Origin of the sequence: Pseudomonas sp. 1912-s, assembly GCF_029269205.1 — a bacterium.
Lineage (GTDB): Bacteria > Pseudomonadota > Gammaproteobacteria > Pseudomonadales > Pseudomonadaceae > Aquipseudomonas.
In genome coordinates, this window is sequence record NZ_JARIXR010000021.1 from 12,520 (window position 1) to 32,858 (window position 20,339).

Genomic DNA, 20,339 nt, shown 5'->3' on the forward strand with positions numbered 1-20,339 from the left:
GCCAATTCAAAAGTAACGCTAGCGTATCACGCCGAAAAAAAATGGTTGATGACGTTTGAGAAACTTAGATATCACGTTTGGCACCGGCGTTTCAGACCCACCCCCCATCCACAATAAAATTCTGCGCCGAACACATCGCCGACACATCAGACGCCAGAAACAGCGCCATGTTGGCGATATGCTCGGGCTGCACACTGCCCGGCAGGCACTGGCTGCGGCTGATCAGTTCCCGGGCTGCATCGTCCACCCACATCGCCAGTTGCTTTTCGGTCATCACCCAACCCGGCACCAGGGTATTGACCCGGATCCGTCCAGGCCCCAGTTCCCGTGCCAGTGCGCGGGTCATGCCGTGGGCGGCGGCTTTGCTGGCGGCGTACACCGGGTAGCCGCTGGAGGCCATCATCCAGCCGACGGAACCCAGGTTAATGATCGACCCGCCTCCCGCGGCCTTCATCATCGGGACCACGGCCCTGGTGGCAAAAAAAGCGTGCTTGAGGTTGACCGAAATCAGCTGGTCGAACAGCGCTGAGTCGATTTGATCCAGGGTGTGCCGAACGTCGTTGGCGGCATTGTTCACCAGCACGTTGATCGGCCCCAGGGTTTGCGCAAGGCGCCCGATCGCGGCCTTGTAGGCGATCTCGTCGGTGATGTCGCAATGGGCGAATTCGACGGCATGGCCCTCGGCCGACAATATCGCCGCCAACCGGTCGCCCTGCCCTTGTGCCCGGTCCACAAACGCCACCTTGGCGCCCTGGCGTGCAAAGGCACGCACCATGGACTCGCCAATCCCGGAGGCGCCACCGGAAATCAACACGGTTTTATCCCGCAGGTCCGGGTACGTCGCGTGGGCTACAGGCTGTTTCTCAGTGTTCATGTGACGGTCACTCCGATCTATTTAGTCTTATTTTATATTGCAAATTTCGCGTTTATGTCTATATATCAGCACTGCATGTGATCGAAACACAATAAATAGTCGAACTATTTAATCAACAACAATAAAAGGTAGCTCCGTCATGCGGCAATCCCGATTCCTGCTTACCAGCCTCGGCCTCTCCCTGGCGATGGCCAGCCTTGGCGCTCATGCCGCTGGCCTGTCCAGCGAACACAAACCCTTCGGCAAAACCAATGACGGCACCGCCGTCGAGCAGTACGTGTTGCGTAACAGCCATGGCATGCAAGCCACGGTCATCACCTACGGCGCTGTATTGCAGTCGCTCAAGGTACCGGACAAACACGGTCAGTTCGCCGACGTGGTACTGGGCTTCGATAACGTCCAGGGCTATCAGGCCGGCACTGCGTTCTTTGGTGCGACCATCGGCCGGTTCGGCAACCGCCTGGCCAAGGGCGCGTTCGAACTGGACGGCAAGCACTTCCAGGTGCCCCTCAACGACGGGCCGAACTCGTTGCATGGCGGCGCCCAGGGCTTCGACAAGCACGTGTGGAAAGCCCAGCCCGTCAAACAAAAGGACTCGGTGGGCGTGACCTTGAGCTACCTGTCGAAGGACGGTGAGATGGGGTTTCCCGGCAACCTTAAAGTCGACGTCACTTATAGTCTGAACGACAAAAACGAGCTGCACATCGACTACAAGGCCACCACCGACAAACCCACGGTGCTGAACCTCACCAACCACAGTTACTTCAACCTCGCCGGCGCCGGTAACGGTGACGTGCTCAAACAGCTGGCCACCCTGCATGCCAGCCATTACACCCCGGTCAACAGCACCTTGATTCCCACCGGTGAGCTGGCCCCGGTCGCCGGTACACCGATGGACTTTCTCAAACCCACCGCCATCGGCCAGCACATCAAGGACGATCATCCCCAGCTGAAATTCGCCGAACCGAAACAAGGAGGCTTTGACTTCAACTGGGTGCTGGATACCCAGGGCGATGTGGGCAAAGTGGCCGTCGAGGTGAGCGACCCGCAGTCCGGCCGCCGCTTGCAACTCTATACCAGCGAGCCGGGCGTGCAGTTCTATACCAGCAACTTCCTCGACGGCTCGCTCAAGGGCAAGGGTGGCAAGCCTTACGCCCACTGGAGCGCGTTTACCCTGGAAACCCAGCACTACCCCGACGCGCCCAACCAGCCGAACTTCCCTTCCACCCGCCTCGACCCTGGCCAGGCCTACACCCATAACACCGTGCTGAAATTCTCCGCCGAGTAAACCGATGGGAGCTGCCGGGCTTCAGCGCGGCAGCTCCCACAGCGATCAACGTTGTTTCATGCGGTCGATCACCACGGCCAGCAGCAGGATCGAGCCCCGGATCACATACTGGTAGAAGGTATCGATGTTCTTCAGGTTCATCGCATTCTCGATGATCGCCAGGATCAGCACCCCGGCAATCACATGGCGAATCATGCCAACCCCGCCGCTCAACGACACCCCGCCCAGCACGCAGGCAGAAATCACCGTCAACTCAAAACCCTGGCCAATCATCGGCTGGCCGGAGGTCATGCGCGAGGCCAGGATCACGCCGGCCAGGGCGCCAATCACGCCGTGCACGGCGAAGATGATGATCTTGGTGCGATCCACGTTCACACCCGCCAGCAACGCCGCTTCCGGGTTGCCGCCGATGGCCATGGTGTTGCGCCCGTAGGTGGTGTAGTTGAGCAGCCAGCCGAAGAACAGGAAGCACACGATGGTGATCAGGATCGGCACCGGCACACCCAACAACTGGCCGTTGCCAAAGACAAAGAACGAATCCTGGGACACACCTACCGCCTTGCCATTGGCAAAGATATAGGCCAGCCCGCGCACGATCTGCATGGTCGCCAGCGTGGTAATCAGCGCATTCACCCGCAGCTTGGCGATCACGATTCCGTTGATCAACCCCACCACCAGGCCCATCAGCAGCGCTGCGCCGATACCCAGAAAAACGCTGTCGGTGTCGCGCATCACGATCGCCGCTACCACCCCGGCGCAGGCAATCACCGAGCCCACTGACAGGTCGAAATGCCCGGACGCCAGGCAATACAGCATGGTGCACGCGGCAATCCCGGTGGTGGAGATCGCCAGCCCCAGGCCGCGCATGTTGAGGGGCGACAGGAAGTTGTCGATCAGCAAGGTGCAGAGCACGAAGATCCCCACCGCTGCCAACAGCATCGCCCAGTTGTCCAGCAGGCTGCGCAGGTCCAGGGGCTTGCGCGCCGCAGGCAAAGCAGTGTTTTGGCTTGTCATAGTCACCTCGTCAGTTCCCCTGGCCGTCGGCGCGTTGGCGCGGCAGGGCCATTTGCAGCAGGTTGGATTCATTCGCGTGTTCGCGCAGCATTTCGCCGCGCATTGCGCCTTCACACAGCACCAGGATCCGGTCGGAAATCCCCATCACTTCCATCAGGTCGCTGGACACCACAATCACCGCAATTCCGCGAGCCGCCAGGTCGTGGATGATCTGGTAAATCTCGGCCTTGGCGCCGATGTCGATGCCCCGGGTGGGCTCGTCCAGAAGCAGGACTTTCATCGGCATCGACAGCCACCGACCGAGAATGGCCTTCTGCTGATTACCGCCGGAGAGGTACATGATCTTCTGCGCGGCCGTGGGCGTCTTGACCTTGAGCGCCTTGATCTGCGTGGCGGCGTTGTGCTTCTCCCAACCGCCGCGCAACAACCAGCCAAAGCGCGAATGTGCACCGCGCGCGCTGATATTGATGTTCTCGGCGACGCTGGACAGCGGCACGATGCCCTCCTTCTTGCGGTCCTCGGGGCACAGCAAGATGCCCGCATCGATGGCGTCACGGGGTGAGCGCAGGCGCAGGGCCGTGCCACACAGGTCAAGGCCGCCGGCGGTCGTGCGCTCCAGGCCACCCAGCAGCCGCAACAACTCGGTGCGCCCGGCGCCCACCAGCCCGAACAGGCCGAGAATCTCGCCCTGGTGGGCCTCGAAACTCACGGGCTCACGCAAGCCCGGGCCCAGCAGGCCAGTGACCTTGAGCGCCACCGCACCCCGCGCGCGGGGGCGGTAATCGTAGATGTCCTGAATGTCGCGACCGACCATGCAGGTCACCAACTGATCGTGGGTCAGCGTGCTCATGTCCTCGAAGGTGCGTACGTAGCGACCGTCCTTGAACACCGTCACCGCGTTGCAGATACGGAACACCTCTTCCATGCGATGGGACACGTACAGCACCACTTTGCCCTCGTCCCGCAAGCGGCTGATGATTGCCATCAGGCGGTCGATCTCCCGCGCCGACAGGCTGCTGGTGGGTTCGTCGAAGGCAATCACATGAGCGCCACGAGACAGCGCCTTGGCGATTTCCACCAACTGGCGCTGGCCCAGGGACAGCCGCCCGACTTTCTCCTGGGGGTCGATTTCATCCGCAAGGCCCTTGAGGCACGCCAACGCCTGCTGGCGCAACGCACTGCGATTGATCAAGCCAAAGCTGGCCGGCAAATGCCCGAGGAACAGGTTTTCGGCCACGCTCATTTCCGGCACCAGGTGCAACTCCTGGTGGATCACCGCGACGCCATTGGCGATGCTGTCCGCCGCACACTTGAAAGCCATGGTGCGCGCGCCGATCTGCACGCTGCCGCTGCTCGGCACGTACGCGCCGCCAAGGATTTTCAGCAGCGTGGATTTGCCGGCGCCGTTCTCGCCCATCAAGGCGTGGACCTGTCCGGGGTGGGCGCTGAAGCTGATGCCATCCAGCGCCTTGACCCCGGGAAACGTCTTGCCGATGCCGCTGAAGCACAGGCTGGCGCCGGCACTGTCGGGTTGTTTCAGTTGCGCGTGCATAAGCACCTCTTCACACAGGTCAGGCAGCCCTGTCAGCAGGGCCGCCGGGGAACGCCAGCGGTCTTCAGTTCCACAGACCGATCTTTTCCAGCTCCTGCTTGAAGTTCTCGCGGGTGATCAGCGTCACCTCGTCCATCGCCGTGTACTTCGGGGGTTCCTTACCGGTGGTGACCCACTCGAACATCATGCTCGCGGTGTTGTAGCCCTCGATGTGCGGGCTGGGCAGCATGGAGCCGAAGAAGCCGCTGTTGGCTTTCTTCAACTCGCCGATGGCGTCGGTGCCGTTGATGCCGATACCGATGACATTGGCGGCGGCAAAGCCGGCGCTTTCAGTCGCACGCACGCCGCCGAGCACGGTGTTGTCATTCATGCCGCCGATGATCAGGTTTTTCGCGCCGCCGGGCAGTTTCACCAGCGCCGAGTTGGTGGCGTCCATGCTGCCGGGGACGTCGAGGGTCTTGAGGGCGGCGAACAGAATGTGGTCGTCCGGGATACCCGCCGCTTTCAGGGACTTGACCGAACCGTCGGTGCGTTTTTTGCCGGTGTCGAGTTCGTTGTAGGTGTTGATCACCGCGTAGGTGTCTTTCCAGTCCCAGCCGCGTTTTTTCGCTTCAGTGGCCATGGCGCTGCCCTGCTTCTCGCCGACTTCAAAAGCAGCCATGCCCAGGTAAGGCACGTCCTCCATGAAGTTGCCCTTGGCATCGACAAAACGGTCATCCACAGCGATCACTTTCAAGCCGTTGGCTTTGGCCTTGGCCATGATGGCCGGGCCGAGGGATACGTCCGGCGGGCAAATCACAAAGCCCTTCGCACCATTGGCGGCCAGGCTGTCGATGGCCGAGAGGGTTTTCTCGCCGTCGGGCACGGCGATCTTGATCACTTCAAAGCCTTTGTCCTTGCCGGCTTTTTCGGCGAAAGCCCATTCGGTCTGGAACCAGGGCTCTTCGGCCTGCTTGACCAGAAAACCGATCTTCACCGGTTCTGCAGCCAGCAACAGGCTGCTGAGGCTGACGGCCGAGACCGCCACAGCGGCGCAGCACAGGGAACGGATACCACGACGACGTTTCATAGGGTGACTCCTTGTTGTTGTTTTTGAGTACGTTGAACAGCGGTGTAGCCCGGGGGTTATCCTGCAAACCGGTGGCAGATTTTCCCCGGCACATCGACCTCGATCGCCAGTACCGCACCGTCCAGCGGGTGATTCAGCGGGCTGGCGGCACTGGTGATGTACAAGGTCTTGAGATCAGGGCCTGCGAACACGCAACTGGTGGGCCGGCTGACCGGCAGCTCGATCACACGGTCGACTTCGCCACCCGGCGTCAACCGGAGCAGGCAACTGCCGTCCCAGCGGGCGTTCCAGATATAGCCTTCGGCGTCCATGGCCGAGCCGTCCGGGCCACCGCGCGGGTGAGGCCCAAACCAGGATTCTGCGGGTGCCAGCTGCCCAGCGTCGGTGATCGCGTGTCGATACAGCGTGCCGTCCAGGCTGTCGCCAAAATGCACCTGGGTGGCTTCGTCGTTCCACAACAAGGTGTTGGGAATCCCCAGGCCTTGCAGCAACGGCGTGACCTGCCCGTCGACATCCACCCGGAACAAGCCGCCGGAACGCCGCAGTACCGGCAGGTCTTCACCCTGTGCGCCGATATTGTTCTGCATGGTGCCCAACCACAGCCGTCCCCGGGCATCGCAACGGGCTTCGTTGGCACGGTTGCCCGGTTGCGGGTCGGCGACGCAGAGCAGGGTCAGGCGTGGATCGGTCGGCGCCGAATTGAGGTCGAGCCGATACACGCCGCTGCTCAGGGTCACCAGTGCGTCGCCGCTTGCACACGGGATAAAGGCCGAGACGGGCTCCGGCAGTTGCCAGGTGTTTAGTTGCCCGCCCTGCAGGCGCAACGCCTGCTGGCCGATGATATCCACCCAATACAGCGCCTGGTCCGGCACGTCCCAGAACGGGCCTTCGCCCAACCGGGCCCGGTGCGGTGTCACTGCGGTCCACGACATGAAACCTCCTGCGTTCTGGTTGTTTTCAGGCGGTAAGGGTTACAGCGCCTCGCGAGACGGCTGCCCATCCACCAGACGCTGAATGCGCAAGGGGTTGGCATTCTTCAGTGCGTCGGGAAGCAGGCTATCAGGGTAATTTTGAAAGCACACAGGTCGCAGGAAACGATCGATCGCCAGGCTGCCCACCGAGGTGCCGCGAGCATCTGAAGTCGCCGGGTAAGGTCCGCCATGGACCATCGCATCACACACCTCGACGCCCGTGGGGTAGCCGTTGAGCAGGATGCGGCCGACTTTCTGTTCCAGCAGCGGTGTCAATTCGCTGAACTGCGCGAAGTCTGCCGGCTCGCCAATGATTGTCGCCGTCAGTTGGCCGTGCAGGCCGTGCAACGCGGCACTCAGTTGCGCCTGGTCGGCGACCGCCACGAAGACCGTGGTGGGGCCGAACACTTCCTCCTGCAGCACTTCATCGCCGTTGATCAGCAGGCTGGCATCCGCTTTAAACAGTTGGGGCTGCGCCTGGTTGCCGGCTTGCGCCTGGCCAGCCAGGTGTTCAATGCCAGGGTGGGCGTGAAGCTTTTGCAGGCCTTTGCCATAGCTGCTTAACGTGCCGGCGTTGAGCATGGTTTGTGCCGGTTGGCCGCCCATTAACTGAGCGACCTGATGGATGAATGCACGGAACGCAGGCGACGCAATCCCGATCACCAGGCCCGGGTTGGTGCAGAACTGGCCGCAGCCTTGTACCACTGAGGCGACCAGGTCGCGGGCCACGGTGCCTGCCCGGTCTTGGAGGGCCTGGGGCAGGACGATAACCGGGTTGATGCTGGACATCTCGGCAAACACCGGGATCGGTTGCGGGCGCGCGGCCGCCATATCACACAGGGCTCGGCCGCCCTTGAGCGAACCGGTAAACCCCACGGCCTGGATCGCCGGGTGCTTGACCAGCGCTTCCCCCACACCGGCGCCGAAGATCATGTTGAATACGCCATCGGGCATGCCGGTGGTGTGGGCCGCCCGCAGGATCGCATCGGCCACCCGCTCGGCGGTGGCCATATGGCCGCTGTGGGCCTTGAACACCACCGGGCAGCCGGCAGCCAGCGCGGCGGCGGTGTCGCCACCGGCCGTGGAAAACGCCAAGGGAAAATTGCTCGCCCCAAACACCGCGACCGGCCCCAGACCGATGCGGTATTGGCGCAGATCCGGGCGTGGCAAAGGCTGCCGGTCCGGCAACGCCCGATCGATACGCGCACCGTAGAAATCACCGCGACGCAACACTTTGGCGAACAGCCGCATCTGGCCGCTGGTACGGCCGCGCTCACCCTGGATCCGCCCGGCGGGCAATGCCGTTTCGCGGCAGACCAGCGCGACGAAGTCATCGCCAAGGGCGTCCAGCTCATCGGCGATCGCCTCCAGGAACGATGCGCGATGCTGCGCACTCAGGGTTCGATAGGCCGGGTAAGCCGCCGCCGCAGCGCTGGCCGCAGCGTCGACTTCCTGCGCCGTCGCCTGGTAGAAATCAAAGGGCAAGGCCTCACCCGTGGTGGCGTCGACACTCTGGAGCGTGACGCTGCCGGCCGCGCTGCGCTGGCCGCCGATGTAGTTGTGGCCGCTGATCCGGGTCATGCCTGTCTCCTTTAAAGAATGCCTACGCGGGCGGGGGCCACGACGCTATCGACCACTGCGATGCCGTTGATCAAGGGCGCGCCGAATTCGGCCTGGCTGATTTCAAATACATCCCCGGGCCGGGTACGAATGCCTTCGGCAAACGACAGGGTTGCCGTGCCAAAGAAGTGGATATGCACATCCCCCGGGCGCAGGAACTGGGTGTATTTGAAGTGGTGGTATTCAAGGTTTTCCAGGCTGTGGCACATGTTGGCCTCGCCACTGAGGAATTCGCTCTGCCACAGCACCTCGCCGTTGCGCATGATGCGACTGGTGCCCGCCAGGTGCTGGGGCAGTTCACCCAAACGCAGCTCGGGCCCGTAGCTGCAACTGCGCAGTTTGGAGTGGGCCAGGTACAGGTAATTCTTGCGCTCCATCACATGGTCGGAAAACTCGTTGCCCACCGCGTAGCCCAGCCGGTAGGGCTTGCGGTCCTGGCCAATCACATACAGCCCGGCGATTTCCGGCTCTTCGCCGGCGTCTTCGGCAAAGGCCGGCACCGGGAACGGCTGACCCGGGCGCACCACGAAGCTGCCATCCCCCTTATAGAACCACTCCGGTTGCACACCCACCTCGCCAGAAGCGGGTTTGCCGCCCTCCACGCCCCATTTGAAGATGCGCATGCTGTCGGTCATCGCGCTTTCGTCACCGGCCTGCTGGTGCATTTTGTCCCGCGCCGACGCGCTGCCCAGGTGGGTCAGGCCGGTACCGCTGACCAGCATGTGCGCCGGGTCCGGGTGATCCAGTGGCGGCAGGATCCGCTGCCCGGCCAGCAACTCGGCATAGTCGTGGCTGGCCCCGAGCCCGAGGCGCTCCACCTGCTGGTGCAAGGTGACGCCGGCCTCGATGGCGGCGAGTGCCAGGTCGCGTACCGTGCGCACGGTTTGCACCTCGCGTACCTGCCCGCCCTCGACCACTCCCACCCGGCGTTCGCCGTTGTTCAATTCAAACTGCACTAAACCCATGAGTGTTCTCCTGATTGCCTATTAAGTACGCGTGGCGCCGCGGGCGCTGGCGGCGAACTGGTCGGGCGGCAGCACGTGCTTGCGCTCCAGCAGCCGATAGACCACGCCGGTCAGCACCACCCCCAACACCATCACGCACGCCAGGAAGTACAAGCCCGACGCGAGATTGCCGGTGTACTCCTTGAGGGCGCCGATCACGAACGGGCCGATGTAGCCGCCGAGGTTGCCGACCGAGTTGATCAAGGCGATGCCCGCCGCCGCACTGGCGCCGGCAAAGAACCGTCCCGGCAAGGTCCAGAACACTGCCGTGCAAGAGAACAGCGCGAATGCCACCAGGCACAGCGCTGCCAGTTGCCACAGCGGCGCCGTCAGCCAGGCGCTGAAGAACAGGCCGATGGCGCCCAACACGTAAAGCACCGCGAGGTGGCCATAGCGATCATTCAGGCGGTCGGAACTGCGCGGGACGATCAGCAAACCGATGATCCCGAAGACGTAGGGCACTGCCGACACGAACCCGGTGGTCAGGTCGCTGCCGCCGAACTGTTTGATCAGGGTCGGCAACCACAGGCCCAGGCCATAAATACTCAAGGTCACCGGCAGGTAGAACAGCGCCAGCAGCAGCACGCGTTTGTCTTTCAGCGCGTGCAGCGGGTTGCCGTGCCGGGTCTGGCCGTAGGCTTGCAGGTCTTTGGCCAGCTCGCCGGTGAGCCAGTCCTTCTCGACCTGGTCCATCCACCGGACCTGCTGCGGGCCGTCCGGCAGGTAACGCAACACCGGCCAGGTCAGCAGGATCGCCGGGGTGCCGATGACGATGAATAACCACTGCCAGCCGTGCAGGCCGAGGATCCCGTCCATGCCGAGCAAACCGCCCGCCACGGGGCCGGTGATCATCATGGCGATGGGTTGGGACAGGATGAACAGCCCGAGGATCTTGCCGCGGTGGCGTACCGGGAACCATTGGGTGATGTAGTAGAGGACGCCCGGGAAGAACCCGGCCTCGGCCGCGCCCAGCAGAAAACGCATCACATAGAAACTGTGGGGCCCCTGGACGAACGCCATGCCAATGGTGATGGCACCCCAGGTGACCATGATCCGCGCAAACCAGCGCCGCGCACCAAAACGGTCGAGCATCAGGTTGCTGGGGATTTCGAGAAGGAAGTAGCCAATAAAGAACAGCCCTGCCCCCAAGCCATACGCCGCATCACCGATGCCGACATCCGCACCCATGTGCAATTTGGCGAAGCCCACGGCCGAGCGGTCCACGTAGGCAATCAGGTACAGCAGGATCAGGAAAGGAATCAGTTTGAGCGTGATGCGACGTATCAGCCGCTGTTCCTGGCTCATGCGGGCAGTCTCCGATTGTTATTTTTATAGAGCGTTGCGGGTCGCCTCTCGCGGAAAACCGCCAGGGCCAGGCCTCGTTGAATCGGACTATATAGTATTACTATTTAATCAACAACACTTCCAAACCGGGGAATTTACGCCTATGTTAAGCCAAGATTAGATCAATATAGTCTTACAATAAGAGAACACACCATGTCCGAGAAAAAGCCCGTCCTGCGCTCCGCCAGCTGGTTTGGTACTGCCGATAAAAATGGCTTCATGTACCGCAGCTGGATGAAAAATCAGGGGATTGCCGATCATCAGTTCCATGGCAAGCCGATCATCGGGATCTGCAACACCTGGTCGGAGCTGACGCCCTGCAACGCGCACTTCCGCCAGATTGCCGAGCATGTGAAACGCGGGGTGATTGAAGCCGGTGGCTTTCCGGTGGAGTTCCCGGTGTTCTCCAACGGCGAATCGAACCTGCGCCCCACCGCCATGCTCACCCGCAACCTGGCCAGCATGGACGTGGAGGAAGCCATTCGCGGCAACCCCATCGACGGCGTCGTACTGCTGACCGGCTGTGATAAAACCACCCCGGCGCTGCTGATGGGCGCGGCCAGTTGCGACGTGCCGGCGATCGTCGTCACCGGCGGGCCGATGCTCAACGGCAAGCACAAGGGCCAGGACATCGGCTCGGGCACCGTGGTGTGGCAGCTCAGCGAACAGGTCAAGGCAGGCACCATCACCCTGGACGATTTCCTCGCGGCCGAAGGCGGCATGTCGCGCTCGGCGGGTACCTGCAACACCATGGGCACCGCCTCGACCATGGCCTGCATGGCCGAAGCACTGGGTACTTCCCTGCCCCACAATGCGGCGATTCCGGCGGTGGATGCGCGCCGTTATGTGCTGGCGCACATGTCTGGCATGCGTGCGGTGGAGATGGTGCGCGAAGACCTCAAGCTGTCGAAGATCCTGACCAAGGAAGCCTTTGAAAATGCGATTCGCGTCAACGCAGCCATCGGCGGCTCGACCAACGCGGTGATTCACTTGAAAGCCATCGCCGGGCGCATCGGCGTCGAGCTCGACCTGGACGACTGGACCCGCATGGGCCGCGGCATGCCGACCATCGTCGACCTGCAACCGTCCGGGCGCTTCCTGATGGAAGAGTTCTACTACGCCGGCGGCCTGCCGGCGGTGCTGCGCCGCCTCGGGGAAGCCAACCTGATCCCGCATCCGAACGCCTTGACCGTCAACGGCAAGTCCCTCGGCGAAAACACCAGGGAGGCACCAATCTACGGACAGGACGAAGTGATCCGCACCCTCGACAACCCGATCCGCGCCGACGGCGGCATCTGCGTGCTGCGCGGCAACCTCGCTCCCCTGGGTGCGGTGCTCAAGCCTTCGGCGGCCAGCGCTGAACTGATGCAACATCGCGGGCGCGCGGTGGTGTTCGAGAACTTCGACATGTACAAGGCACGGATCAACGACCCGGAACTGGACGTGGATGCCAACTCGATCCTGGTGATGAAAAACTGCGGCCCCAAGGGTTACCCGGGCATGGCGGAAGTGGGCAACATGGGCTTGCCGGCCAAACTGCTGGCCCAGGGTGTGACGGACATGGTGCGTATTTCCGATGCGCGCATGAGCGGTACCGCCTACGGCACCGTGGTGCTGCACGTGGCGCCGGAGGCGGCGGCCGGCGGGCCGTTGGCCACGGTGAAAGAAGGCGACTGGATCGAACTCGATTGCGCCAACGGGCGCCTGCACCTGGACATCCCGGACGCCGAACTGGCAGCACGCATGGCTGACCTGGCGCCGCCACAGCAGTTGATTGTGGGCGGTTACCGGCAGCTGTACATCGACCACGTATTGCAGGCAGACCAGGGCTGCGACTTCGACTTCCTGGTGGGCTGCCGGGGTGCCGAAGTGCCGCGTCATTCCCACTAATTGGGACGGGAGGAATGCTATGATGCCGCCAATTTCGCCAGAGTAGCCTTCCTGTTATGGATCAGCAGCCGACCAAGCCGCGCAAGAGCATGCACGCCCAAATCGTTCAGGACTTGGGCATGCACATCGTTTCCGGACGCTTCAAGCCCGAAGAACGACTGCCCATGGAGGCAAGCCTGTGCGAGGAATACAAAGTCAGCCGGTCGGTCTTGCGTGAAGCGACTCGGGTGCTGAGCGCCAAGGGCCTGGTGATCTCCAAGCCGAAGGTCGGCGCAGTGGTAAGGCCACGGGCGCAGTGGCACTTGCTGGACCCGGACGTGCTGTCCTGGCTGATGCAGTCGACGCCCCACAGCGAGTTTTTCAACACCCTGGCCGGTGTTCGGCGGATTTTGGAGCCGGAAATCGCCGCCATGGCCGCGACGACCGCCACCGACGCCGACATCGCCACCATCGAAAAAGCCTACCTCGGCATGGAAACCGCGAACACCCACGACGCGCTGTTACAGGCCGACCTGGACTTCCACCGAGCGATTGCCGACGCGACCCGCAACGACCTGCTCGCCTACATGTGCAACATGCTGTCGCTGCCGCTGCGCGAATCGATCAACATCACCAACCGCCGCCCGGACATCCAGGGCCTGAGCCTGCCCCGGCACAAGGCGATCCTCACCGCGATCCAGAACCGCGACGCCCTCGGCGCCCGGCATGCGTCCCTGGTGCAGCTGGATGACACACGCGTGGCGCTGGACACGGTGATGAATGTGCTGACCCCGCTGTAAGGCGGGCCTGATCCCGCCCTCCACGCCACTAGCCTCCTGCCCTTCCAGAACTGCCCCCGACAGGCCGCACTGCTCAGCCGGGCCACCGGTTTGACCCAGACCTTCACGAAAAACGGCGCCAAGTATCAGCTATCTTGATACTCAGCCGACGCCTGCTGATTTCGTGAAGTCGTCGCCCTAGACTCGCTCTCACCGGCTGCTGATGCACCGGATCCCACACCTATAAAAAAGCAAGTGGAGAGACGAATGAGTGGTCAAGTAGCGTTCGAAGACCTTCCGCTGAGCCGCTTCCATATCCGGACGGTGTTCAGCGGCACGGGTGGTCAGTTCAGCGACGGGTTCGTGCTGGGCATTATCGGGATCGCCGTGAGCATGGCGGCCGGGCCGCTGCAGTTGACGGCGTTGTGGATGGGGCTGCTGGGCGCCGCGTCCCTGGCCGGGTTGTTCCTCGGCAGCCTGTTTGCCGGGCCTATCGCAGACAAATTCGGCCGGCGCACGATCTTCGCCTGGGACATGTTGTTGTTCGCGGTGATTTCCGCCTCGCAGTTCTTTGTCACCTCCCCCGAGCAACTGCTGGCCCTGCGCCTGTTGCTGGGACTGGTGCTGGGGTTTGACTATGTGGTGAGCAAATCCCTGGTGACCGAGTTCGCGCCCCGCCGATATCGGGGGCGCTTGCTCAGTGTGCTGGCGGCGGCCTGGGCGGCGGGTTACGTGGCGGCGTACCTGGCAGGGTTTGCGGTCCGCGATATCGGCCCGGATGCCTGGCGCGTGATGCTCGCCCTCAGTGGCATCCCCGCGCTGTTGATCTTGCCGCTGCGCATGGGGGTTCCGGAGTCGCCGATCTGGCTGATGGCCCGGGGGCGCAGCGATGAGGCCCTGGCCATTGTGCGCAGCAAGTTCGGGCCACACGTGTATCTGCCCGCTCCGGTCGCCCAGGCCAGTGCGAAAAAACCGCGCGGCAGCTGGGGTGAGCTGTTAAGCCCGCGCTGGCGTAAAAACACCTTGGTGGGCTGTGTGTTCTATACCTGCCAGGTGATTCCGTTCTTTGCCTTGGGCACATTCGCCCCCAAAGTCCTGGAAGCGTTGAACGTGCAGGACAAGTTCGTCGGTGGGCTGGTCTACAACGTGCTGCTGCTGGTCGGCGCCCTGCTCGGCTTGCTGGTGATCGACCGCCTGTCCCGACGCGTGTTCCTGGTCGGCACTTTCTACCTGAGCGCCGCGGGCCTGGCGGTGCTGGCCTACGCCGGTTTCGGGCCCCTCGGGACCATCCTCGCCTTCGGCTTCTTCGCCTGCGTGATGGCGGCCGCGGTGAACCTGGAGTTTGTCTATCCACCGGAGTTGTTTCCCACTCACCTTCGCGCTTCGGGGATCGGCCTGGCCGTGGCCGCGAGCCGGTTTGGCTCGGCGGTGGCGACCTTCCTGCTGCCCGTCGCGGTGCAACATGTGGGGGTTCATGCGGCATTGGGCGCCTGCGTCGGCGTGTTGATCGTGGGCGGCGTGTTCTGCCACTTGTTTGCCCCGGAAACCAGCAAGGAAGATTTGTCTGGCGTCACGCCCGATATCGACCCGGGCTTGTCGCCGGCGCTGTCCAGCCCCGTGGGGCGCACCCCGAAGTAAACCATTGAAGAGGGATGACGATGTCAGCGAACAGGCTTATCGACATGTATGCGGTCCAGGTATTCATCGCGGTTGCCGAAGAGGGCAGCATGTCGGGAGCCGCCGCGCGCATGGGCATTTCCCAATCCGGCGTCTCGCAGATGGTGCGCCAGCTGGAAGAGGACCTGGGGGTGGTGCTGGTGGACCGCACCACCCGCCCGCTCGCCCTCACTTCGTTCGGCATCGCCTTGCGCAACCGGGGTTCCGTGTTGAGCGAGGAACTGTCCCATCTCAAGGCCCAGGTGATCGACGCCGGACGCGGCGTGAACCCGGACCTGCGCATTGGCCTGGTGGACTCCTTTGCGGCGACCTGCGGCTCGGTGTTCACCAAACAATTGCTGGGCAAGGTCGCGCAGTTGTCGATTCGCACAGGGCTCAGCCCGCAACAAGGCGAATCCCTGCTGCGCCGCGACCTGGACCTGATCGTCACCAGCGACCCGCTGATGGACGCCAACGATGTGATTCGCTACCGGCTGTTTTCAGAGAAGTACTTTGTGATCACACCCAGCCATCTGCGCACCGAAATCAACACAATCGAGGACGTGCGGGCGCTGGCCAATGTGCTGCCGGTAGTGCGTTTCAACCGGATGTCCCAGGTTGGCCTGCAGATCGAACGCCACCTGCGCAGCCTGAATGTACGAGTGCCCAACCGCCTGGAGCTGGACAACGCCGATGCGTTGACCTCGATGGTCGGGGAGGGCATCGGCTGGGCGGTGACCAGCCCGATGTGTTTTTTACAGGCGTCTTCCTGGGTAGACAAAGTGACCGCGCACCTGACCCCGGACCTGCAACTGCAGCGCTCGCTGTACCTGGTGGCGCGACGTGATGAATACAGCGCCTTTTTCGCCGATGCCTGCGAAACGGCGCGCAATGTGATCCTCCACTCCTTCCTGCCCAGGCTCAAGGCCCTGGACAAAGGGGTAGAGGCGTTAATCCAAATAGATGAGGGTGATGCTCGTGAGTACTTTTGATTCTGCCGCTGCACGACTGGAAACCGATTACGTCGGTGATGTGCACATTCCGGCCGGCAAGTTGTATGGGGTGAACTCGGTACGCGGGTTCGACAACCTCAGCGTGTCACCGTTGACCATCGCCCACTACCCTGCCTTTCGTGATGCCTTTGCACAGTGCAAATGGGCGGCCGCGCTGGCCAACCAGACCTGCGGCGTCATCGCCCTGCCCCAGTGCAAGGCCATTGTGCAGGCCTGCAGCGAGGTGATCGCCGGACAATGCGACGACTCGCTGATCGTCGACCTGCTGGAAGGCTCCGGCGGTACTTCCACCAACATGAACTTCAACGAGGTGATTGCCAACCGCGCCCAACAGTTGATGGGGCATGCCGCAGGTTCGTATGAGGTGGTGCACCCCAATGACCATGTGAACGCCTCACAGTCGACCAACGATGTTTACCCGGCCGCCCTGAAGATCGCAACGTACGCGATGCTCGGTCCATTGATCGATGAAGTGGAACAACTGGCAACCCGCTTCGACGAGAAAGCCGGGCAGTTTGCCGATGTCCTGCACCTGGGGCGCACCTGCTTGCAGGACGCCCAGCCGATGCGCCTGGGCCAGGTGTTTTCCGGGTATGCCGACCTCACCCATCGCCTGGGCGCGGAGCTTGCCAGCGTGCGCGACAAACTGCGCACCCTGCCCCTGGGCGGCACCGCCATCGGCACCGGGTTCGGCGCACCGGCGGCGTATCGTGCCTCGGTGTACCGGCACTTGGTACAGATCACCGGCATTGAGTACCAGGCACCGTCGAATGCCTTCGACGCGATGCAGAACATGGACGTGTTCTCCCGGGTTTCCGCCGAACTGCGCACCTGCTCGGCGTCCCTGGCCAAGATCGCCTCGGACCTGACCCTGCTGTCGTCCGGCCCTGTCGGCGGGATTGGCGAACTGAAGCTGCCCGAAGCCCAGGCCGGCTCGTCGATCATGCCCGGCAAGGTCAACCCGGTGCTGCCGATGGCCATGATTCAACTGAGCTTTGCGGTCATCGGCAACGACGTAGCGGTGGCACAGGCGGTGCAGGCTGGCCAGTTGGAGATCAACCACTACGAGCCATTGGTGGCTTCCCGTGTATTCGACAGCATTGCGCTGCTGACCCAGGGCATCCAGCGCTTCCGCGAAAAATGCGTCAGTGGGATAACGGCCGATGCACAACGCAATGAACAACACCTGAGCGACTCGATGGCGGTGGCCACCGCGCTGGTGCCGAAACTAGGGTACGCCCGCGTCAGCCAGCTGGCACGTCAGTCCGTGGCGCAAGGTCGCTCACTGCTGTCGATCCTGGAAGAGTCAGGGTTGATGAGCCAGGCCGAAGCCATGGCGGCGATCGAGCGCTCCTCACGACCCGTGTTCGAGGACTGAGGCCGCTGGCCTCCCCCACCATTTACCCCCCCCTCCAGCCTCAAGTACGTACCCCCGCAGTCGATATACAGGGGTACGCATGGCTAACACCGCCCTACCACAACACATGCGACGCTCGACCCAACTGTTTTCTCCTTGCCAAAAACTATAAATACCCGCGGGTGAAGTCATGAATATCAAGCAGAAGCTGACCTGGGCCTTTGCGGCCATCGCGTGCCTGCCGGTCATCCTGGTGGCCGTGCTCGTCGTACTGAATGTGCGCGACGGGGCCTTGGCCAATTTCCTCGACAGCAGTGGTCGCGAGATCCGACAGATCGACAATGGCATGAAGCAGTTCTTCGACGGCATCAGCCAGAACGTCGACTATGTGGCCAAGGACCCGCGCGTTGTCGCGGCCAAGGACCTCAAGAGCTACGCCGGCGCCGACGCCGCGCAAATCCCGCTGACCCCAACCAACAAAGACCTGCTGGCGATTTTCGACCAGTTCGCCAAAAGCCATCCGAGCACCGCCTACCTGTCCCTGGGCCTGAGCGACGGCGGCTACGCCAGTTGGCCTGACGACACCAAACTGAACAACTACGACCCGCGTGTGCGCCCCTGGTACAAAGCCGCCATCGCCGCGCCCGGCACCACCGTGCGCACCGGCGCCTACTACTGGGCACCGGACGATGTGGTGTTGATCGGCACCGTGCACACCGTTGCCGACGCCACCGGCAATATCCTGGGGGTGGTTGGCCTGGATGTGTCCCTCAAGCAACTCACTGAACTGGTGCGCAACATCAAGCTGGGCGACAGCGGCTACCTGATGTTGGTGGAGGCCAACGGCAACGTGCTGGTGGACCCGAGCGACGCCAAGCACAACTTCAAGCCCCTCGCCGACCTGGGCCCCAACTACGCCGAACTGGCCAAGCGCGGCGATGGCGTGACCCAGGTGGAGATTGACGGCGTGCCGTACATGGCCAACGTGGTCAGCTCCCAAGGCCTGGGCTGGCGCTTTATCGGGCTGATCAAGCGTGACGAAGTGATGGCCGGCGCGACGCGCCTGACCTGGCTGATCGTCGCCATCGCGGCGGCATTGGCGGTGGTCTTCGCCATCGTCGGCGCCAGCTTCGCCCGGGTGATCGTGCGCCCGATTCGTGGCGTGGCCGACGGCCTGCAGGAAATCGCCGAAGGTGAAGGCGACCTCACCCGCCAACTCAAGGTCCAGGGCAAGGACGAAACCGCCAGCCTGGCCGGCTGGTTCAACCAGTTCCTGAGCATGATCGCGCAGTTGGTGCAGCGTATCGGCAACGCCTCGTCCGACCTGCAAACCGCGGCGGCCGACACCCGTGAAGTCGCACACAACATGAACCAGGCCGCCGGCCGTCAGCGCGAAGCCGTGGAGCTGGTGAGCACCGCGTTCAACGAAATGGTGGCCACCGCCAACGAAGTCGCCCGTTCGTGCAGCGCGGCGGCCTCGAGCGCCGACGAAGGTTATCGGGATGTGCACGATGGCCAGCAGCACATCGGCGAAGCCACCGGTAGCGTGCTCAAGCTGAGCGAAGACCTGCAAAAGTCGACCCAGACCATGCAGTTGCTCGAACAGGACAGCAAGAACATCAACACCATCCTCGACACGATTCGTTCGATTGCCGAGCAAACCAACCTGCTGGCCCTCAACGCGGCCATCGAAGCCGCACGGGCCGGTGACCAGGGCCGTGGGTTTGCGGTGGTGGCCGACGAAGTCCGTGCCCTCGCCCGACGCACCGCCGACTCCACCGGCGAGATCGACAGCCTGTTGGGCAACCTCGCCCGCCGCACCCAGGAAGTCACCCTGCAGATGCAAGGCAGCCTGCAGGTCTCCCACACCAGCGTGGAACGCATCCAGCAGGCCCGCGACAGCTTCGACAAGATCCGGGGCTCGGTGGACTCGATTCGCGACCAGAATACCCAGATCGCCACGGCCGCCGAGGAACAGCATCAGGTGGCCGAAGAGATCAACCGGCACATCGCGCAGATCCATGCCGATGCCCAGCTGGTGGAAGGCTTTGCTAATTCGGCACAGACCGGCTCCGGGCGGTTGACGGATATTTCCGGCCAGCTCAAGGGCCTGGTAGGTCGATTCAAGTTCTAACCCCGCCTACAAGGCGGTGACGTGCTCACCGCCTCCGCACCCCATCACTCCTGTCCAGCCTCCCCCGCCCAGCGCGGGCGGGCTCGTTCCGGCCATTTGTCAGCTTGCCCCAGGGCAACACACATCACGCTATTGCGCTTCTCGTATTATGGTATACCATCATACGCAAATCACCTGCGTCAGATGGAGCCGTTCATGAGTTTCGAAATCCGCAAAATCGTCAGCTATGTAGAAGAAACCTTTATCGAAGGCGGCAAAGCCACGGACACGCCGGTCAAAATGGTTGGCCTGGCCGTTGTGCTTAAAAACCCGTGGCTGGGCCGCGGTTTTGTCGAAGACCTGAAACCGGAAATCCGCGCCAATTGTTCCGACCTCGGCGCACTGATGGTCGAGCGCCTGGTGGGCATCATCGGCGGCGCCGAGAAGATCGAAGCCTACGGCAAGGCGGCCGTGGTGGGTGCCGATGGAGAGATCGAACATGCCTCGGCGATCATCCACACCCTGCGCTTTGGCAACCACTACCGTGAAGCGGTCAAGGCCAAAAGCTACCTGAGCTTCACCAATAAGCGCGGCGGCCCGGGCACCTCGATCCAGATCCCGATGATGCACAAGGACGACGAAGGCCTGCGCTCGCACTACATCACCCTGGAAATGAAGATTGAAGACGCGCCCCGCGCCGATGAAATCGTCGTGGTCCTGGGCTGTGCCGACGGCGGCCGCCTGCACCCGCGCATCGGCAACCGCTACATCGACCTGGAAGAGCTGGCGGCTGAAAAAGCCCAGTAAGCAAGACCC

General features: G+C 62.8%; 16 protein-coding genes. 8 read left to right on the forward strand and 8 right to left on the reverse strand.

Annotation, left to right across the window (positions count from 1 at the left end; all coding sequences use genetic code 11):
- Positions 1-91: 91 nt before the first annotated feature.
- Positions 92-874 carry an SDR family oxidoreductase gene (locus P3C29_RS22895; RefSeq protein WP_010173654.1) on the reverse strand — a complete coding sequence of 261 codons (783 nt, stop codon included), beginning with the start codon at positions 872-874 and terminating at the stop codon, positions 92-94.
- A 139-nt stretch (positions 875-1,013) separates the two neighbouring features.
- Between P3C29_RS22895 and P3C29_RS22900 the strand changes: the two genes are divergently transcribed.
- Positions 1,014-2,162, forward strand: a complete 1,149-nt coding sequence (locus P3C29_RS22900) for an aldose epimerase family protein (protein WP_275965514.1) — start codon at positions 1,014-1,016, stop codon at positions 2,160-2,162.
- A 45-nt stretch (positions 2,163-2,207) separates the two neighbouring features.
- Here P3C29_RS22900 and araH read toward each other — a convergent pair whose 3' ends face one another.
- From araH to P3C29_RS22935, 7 genes are all read right to left on the reverse strand, one after another.
- A complete protein-coding gene (araH, locus tag P3C29_RS22905) occupies positions 2,208-3,176 on the reverse strand; it encodes an L-arabinose ABC transporter permease AraH (protein ID WP_010173658.1) in 969 nt (322 codons plus the stop codon).
- Between the two features lie 10 nt (positions 3,177-3,186).
- A complete protein-coding gene (gene araG, locus P3C29_RS22910; protein WP_275965515.1) occupies positions 3,187-4,728 on the reverse strand; it encodes an L-arabinose ABC transporter ATP-binding protein AraG in 1,542 nt (513 codons plus the stop codon).
- Positions 4,729-4,792: 64 nt separating this feature from the next.
- Entirely contained in the window at positions 4,793-5,797 is a 1,005-nt protein-coding gene (locus P3C29_RS22915; RefSeq protein ID WP_010173662.1) for a substrate-binding domain-containing protein, read from the reverse strand.
- Positions 5,798-5,853: 56 nt separating this feature from the next.
- Positions 5,854-6,729, reverse strand: a complete 876-nt coding sequence (locus tag P3C29_RS22920) for an SMP-30/gluconolactonase/LRE family protein (protein WP_275965516.1) — start codon at positions 6,727-6,729, stop codon at positions 5,854-5,856.
- Positions 6,730-6,768: 39 nt separating this feature from the next.
- Positions 6,769-8,349, reverse strand: a complete 1,581-nt coding sequence (locus P3C29_RS22925; RefSeq protein WP_275965517.1) for an aldehyde dehydrogenase (NADP(+)) — start codon at positions 8,347-8,349, stop codon at positions 6,769-6,771.
- An 11-nt stretch (positions 8,350-8,360) separates the two neighbouring features.
- A complete protein-coding gene (araD1, locus tag P3C29_RS22930; protein WP_275965518.1) occupies positions 8,361-9,353 on the reverse strand; it encodes an AraD1 family protein in 993 nt (330 codons plus the stop codon).
- Positions 9,354-9,374: 21 nt separating this feature from the next.
- Positions 9,375-10,697 (reverse strand): MFS transporter, encoded by a 1,323-nt coding sequence (locus P3C29_RS22935; RefSeq protein WP_275965519.1) that lies wholly within the window; start codon positions 10,695-10,697, stop codon positions 9,375-9,377.
- Positions 10,698-10,889: 192 nt separating this feature from the next.
- Between P3C29_RS22935 and P3C29_RS22940 the strand changes: the two genes are divergently transcribed.
- The 7 genes from P3C29_RS22940 (at position 10,890) to P3C29_RS22970 (ending at position 20,330) form a co-directional block, all read left to right on the forward strand.
- Positions 10,890-12,626, forward strand: a complete 1,737-nt coding sequence (locus tag P3C29_RS22940; RefSeq protein WP_010173667.1) for an IlvD/Edd family dehydratase — start codon at positions 10,890-10,892, stop codon at positions 12,624-12,626.
- Positions 12,627-12,682: 56 nt separating this feature from the next.
- The gene (locus P3C29_RS22945) at positions 12,683-13,405 is read left to right on the forward strand and encodes a FadR/GntR family transcriptional regulator (RefSeq protein ID WP_010173668.1); all 723 of its coding nucleotides are present in this window, start codon (positions 12,683-12,685) and stop codon (positions 13,403-13,405) included.
- A 246-nt stretch (positions 13,406-13,651) separates the two neighbouring features.
- Complete coding sequence (locus P3C29_RS22950; protein ID WP_275965521.1) at positions 13,652-15,022, forward strand: MFS transporter; 1,371 nt, start codon at positions 13,652-13,654, stop codon at positions 15,020-15,022.
- 20 nt (positions 15,023-15,042) lie between these two features.
- Positions 15,043-16,032 (forward strand): LysR family transcriptional regulator, encoded by a 990-nt coding sequence (locus tag P3C29_RS22955; protein WP_275965522.1) that lies wholly within the window; start codon positions 15,043-15,045, stop codon positions 16,030-16,032.
- Positions 16,019-17,431 (forward strand): aspartate ammonia-lyase, encoded by a 1,413-nt coding sequence (locus P3C29_RS22960; RefSeq protein ID WP_275965523.1) that lies wholly within the window; start codon positions 16,019-16,021, stop codon positions 17,429-17,431. The genes P3C29_RS22955 and P3C29_RS22960 overlap by 14 nt, the downstream gene beginning before the upstream one ends.
- 169 nt (positions 17,432-17,600) lie before the next feature.
- Positions 17,601-19,544 carry a methyl-accepting chemotaxis protein gene (locus tag P3C29_RS22965; protein WP_275965524.1) on the forward strand — a complete coding sequence of 648 codons (1,944 nt, stop codon included), beginning with the start codon at positions 17,601-17,603 and terminating at the stop codon, positions 19,542-19,544.
- Between the two features lie 195 nt (positions 19,545-19,739).
- Positions 19,740-20,330, forward strand: a complete 591-nt coding sequence (locus tag P3C29_RS22970; protein WP_275965526.1) for an amino acid synthesis family protein — start codon at positions 19,740-19,742, stop codon at positions 20,328-20,330.
- Positions 20,331-20,339 lie beyond the last annotated feature (9 nt).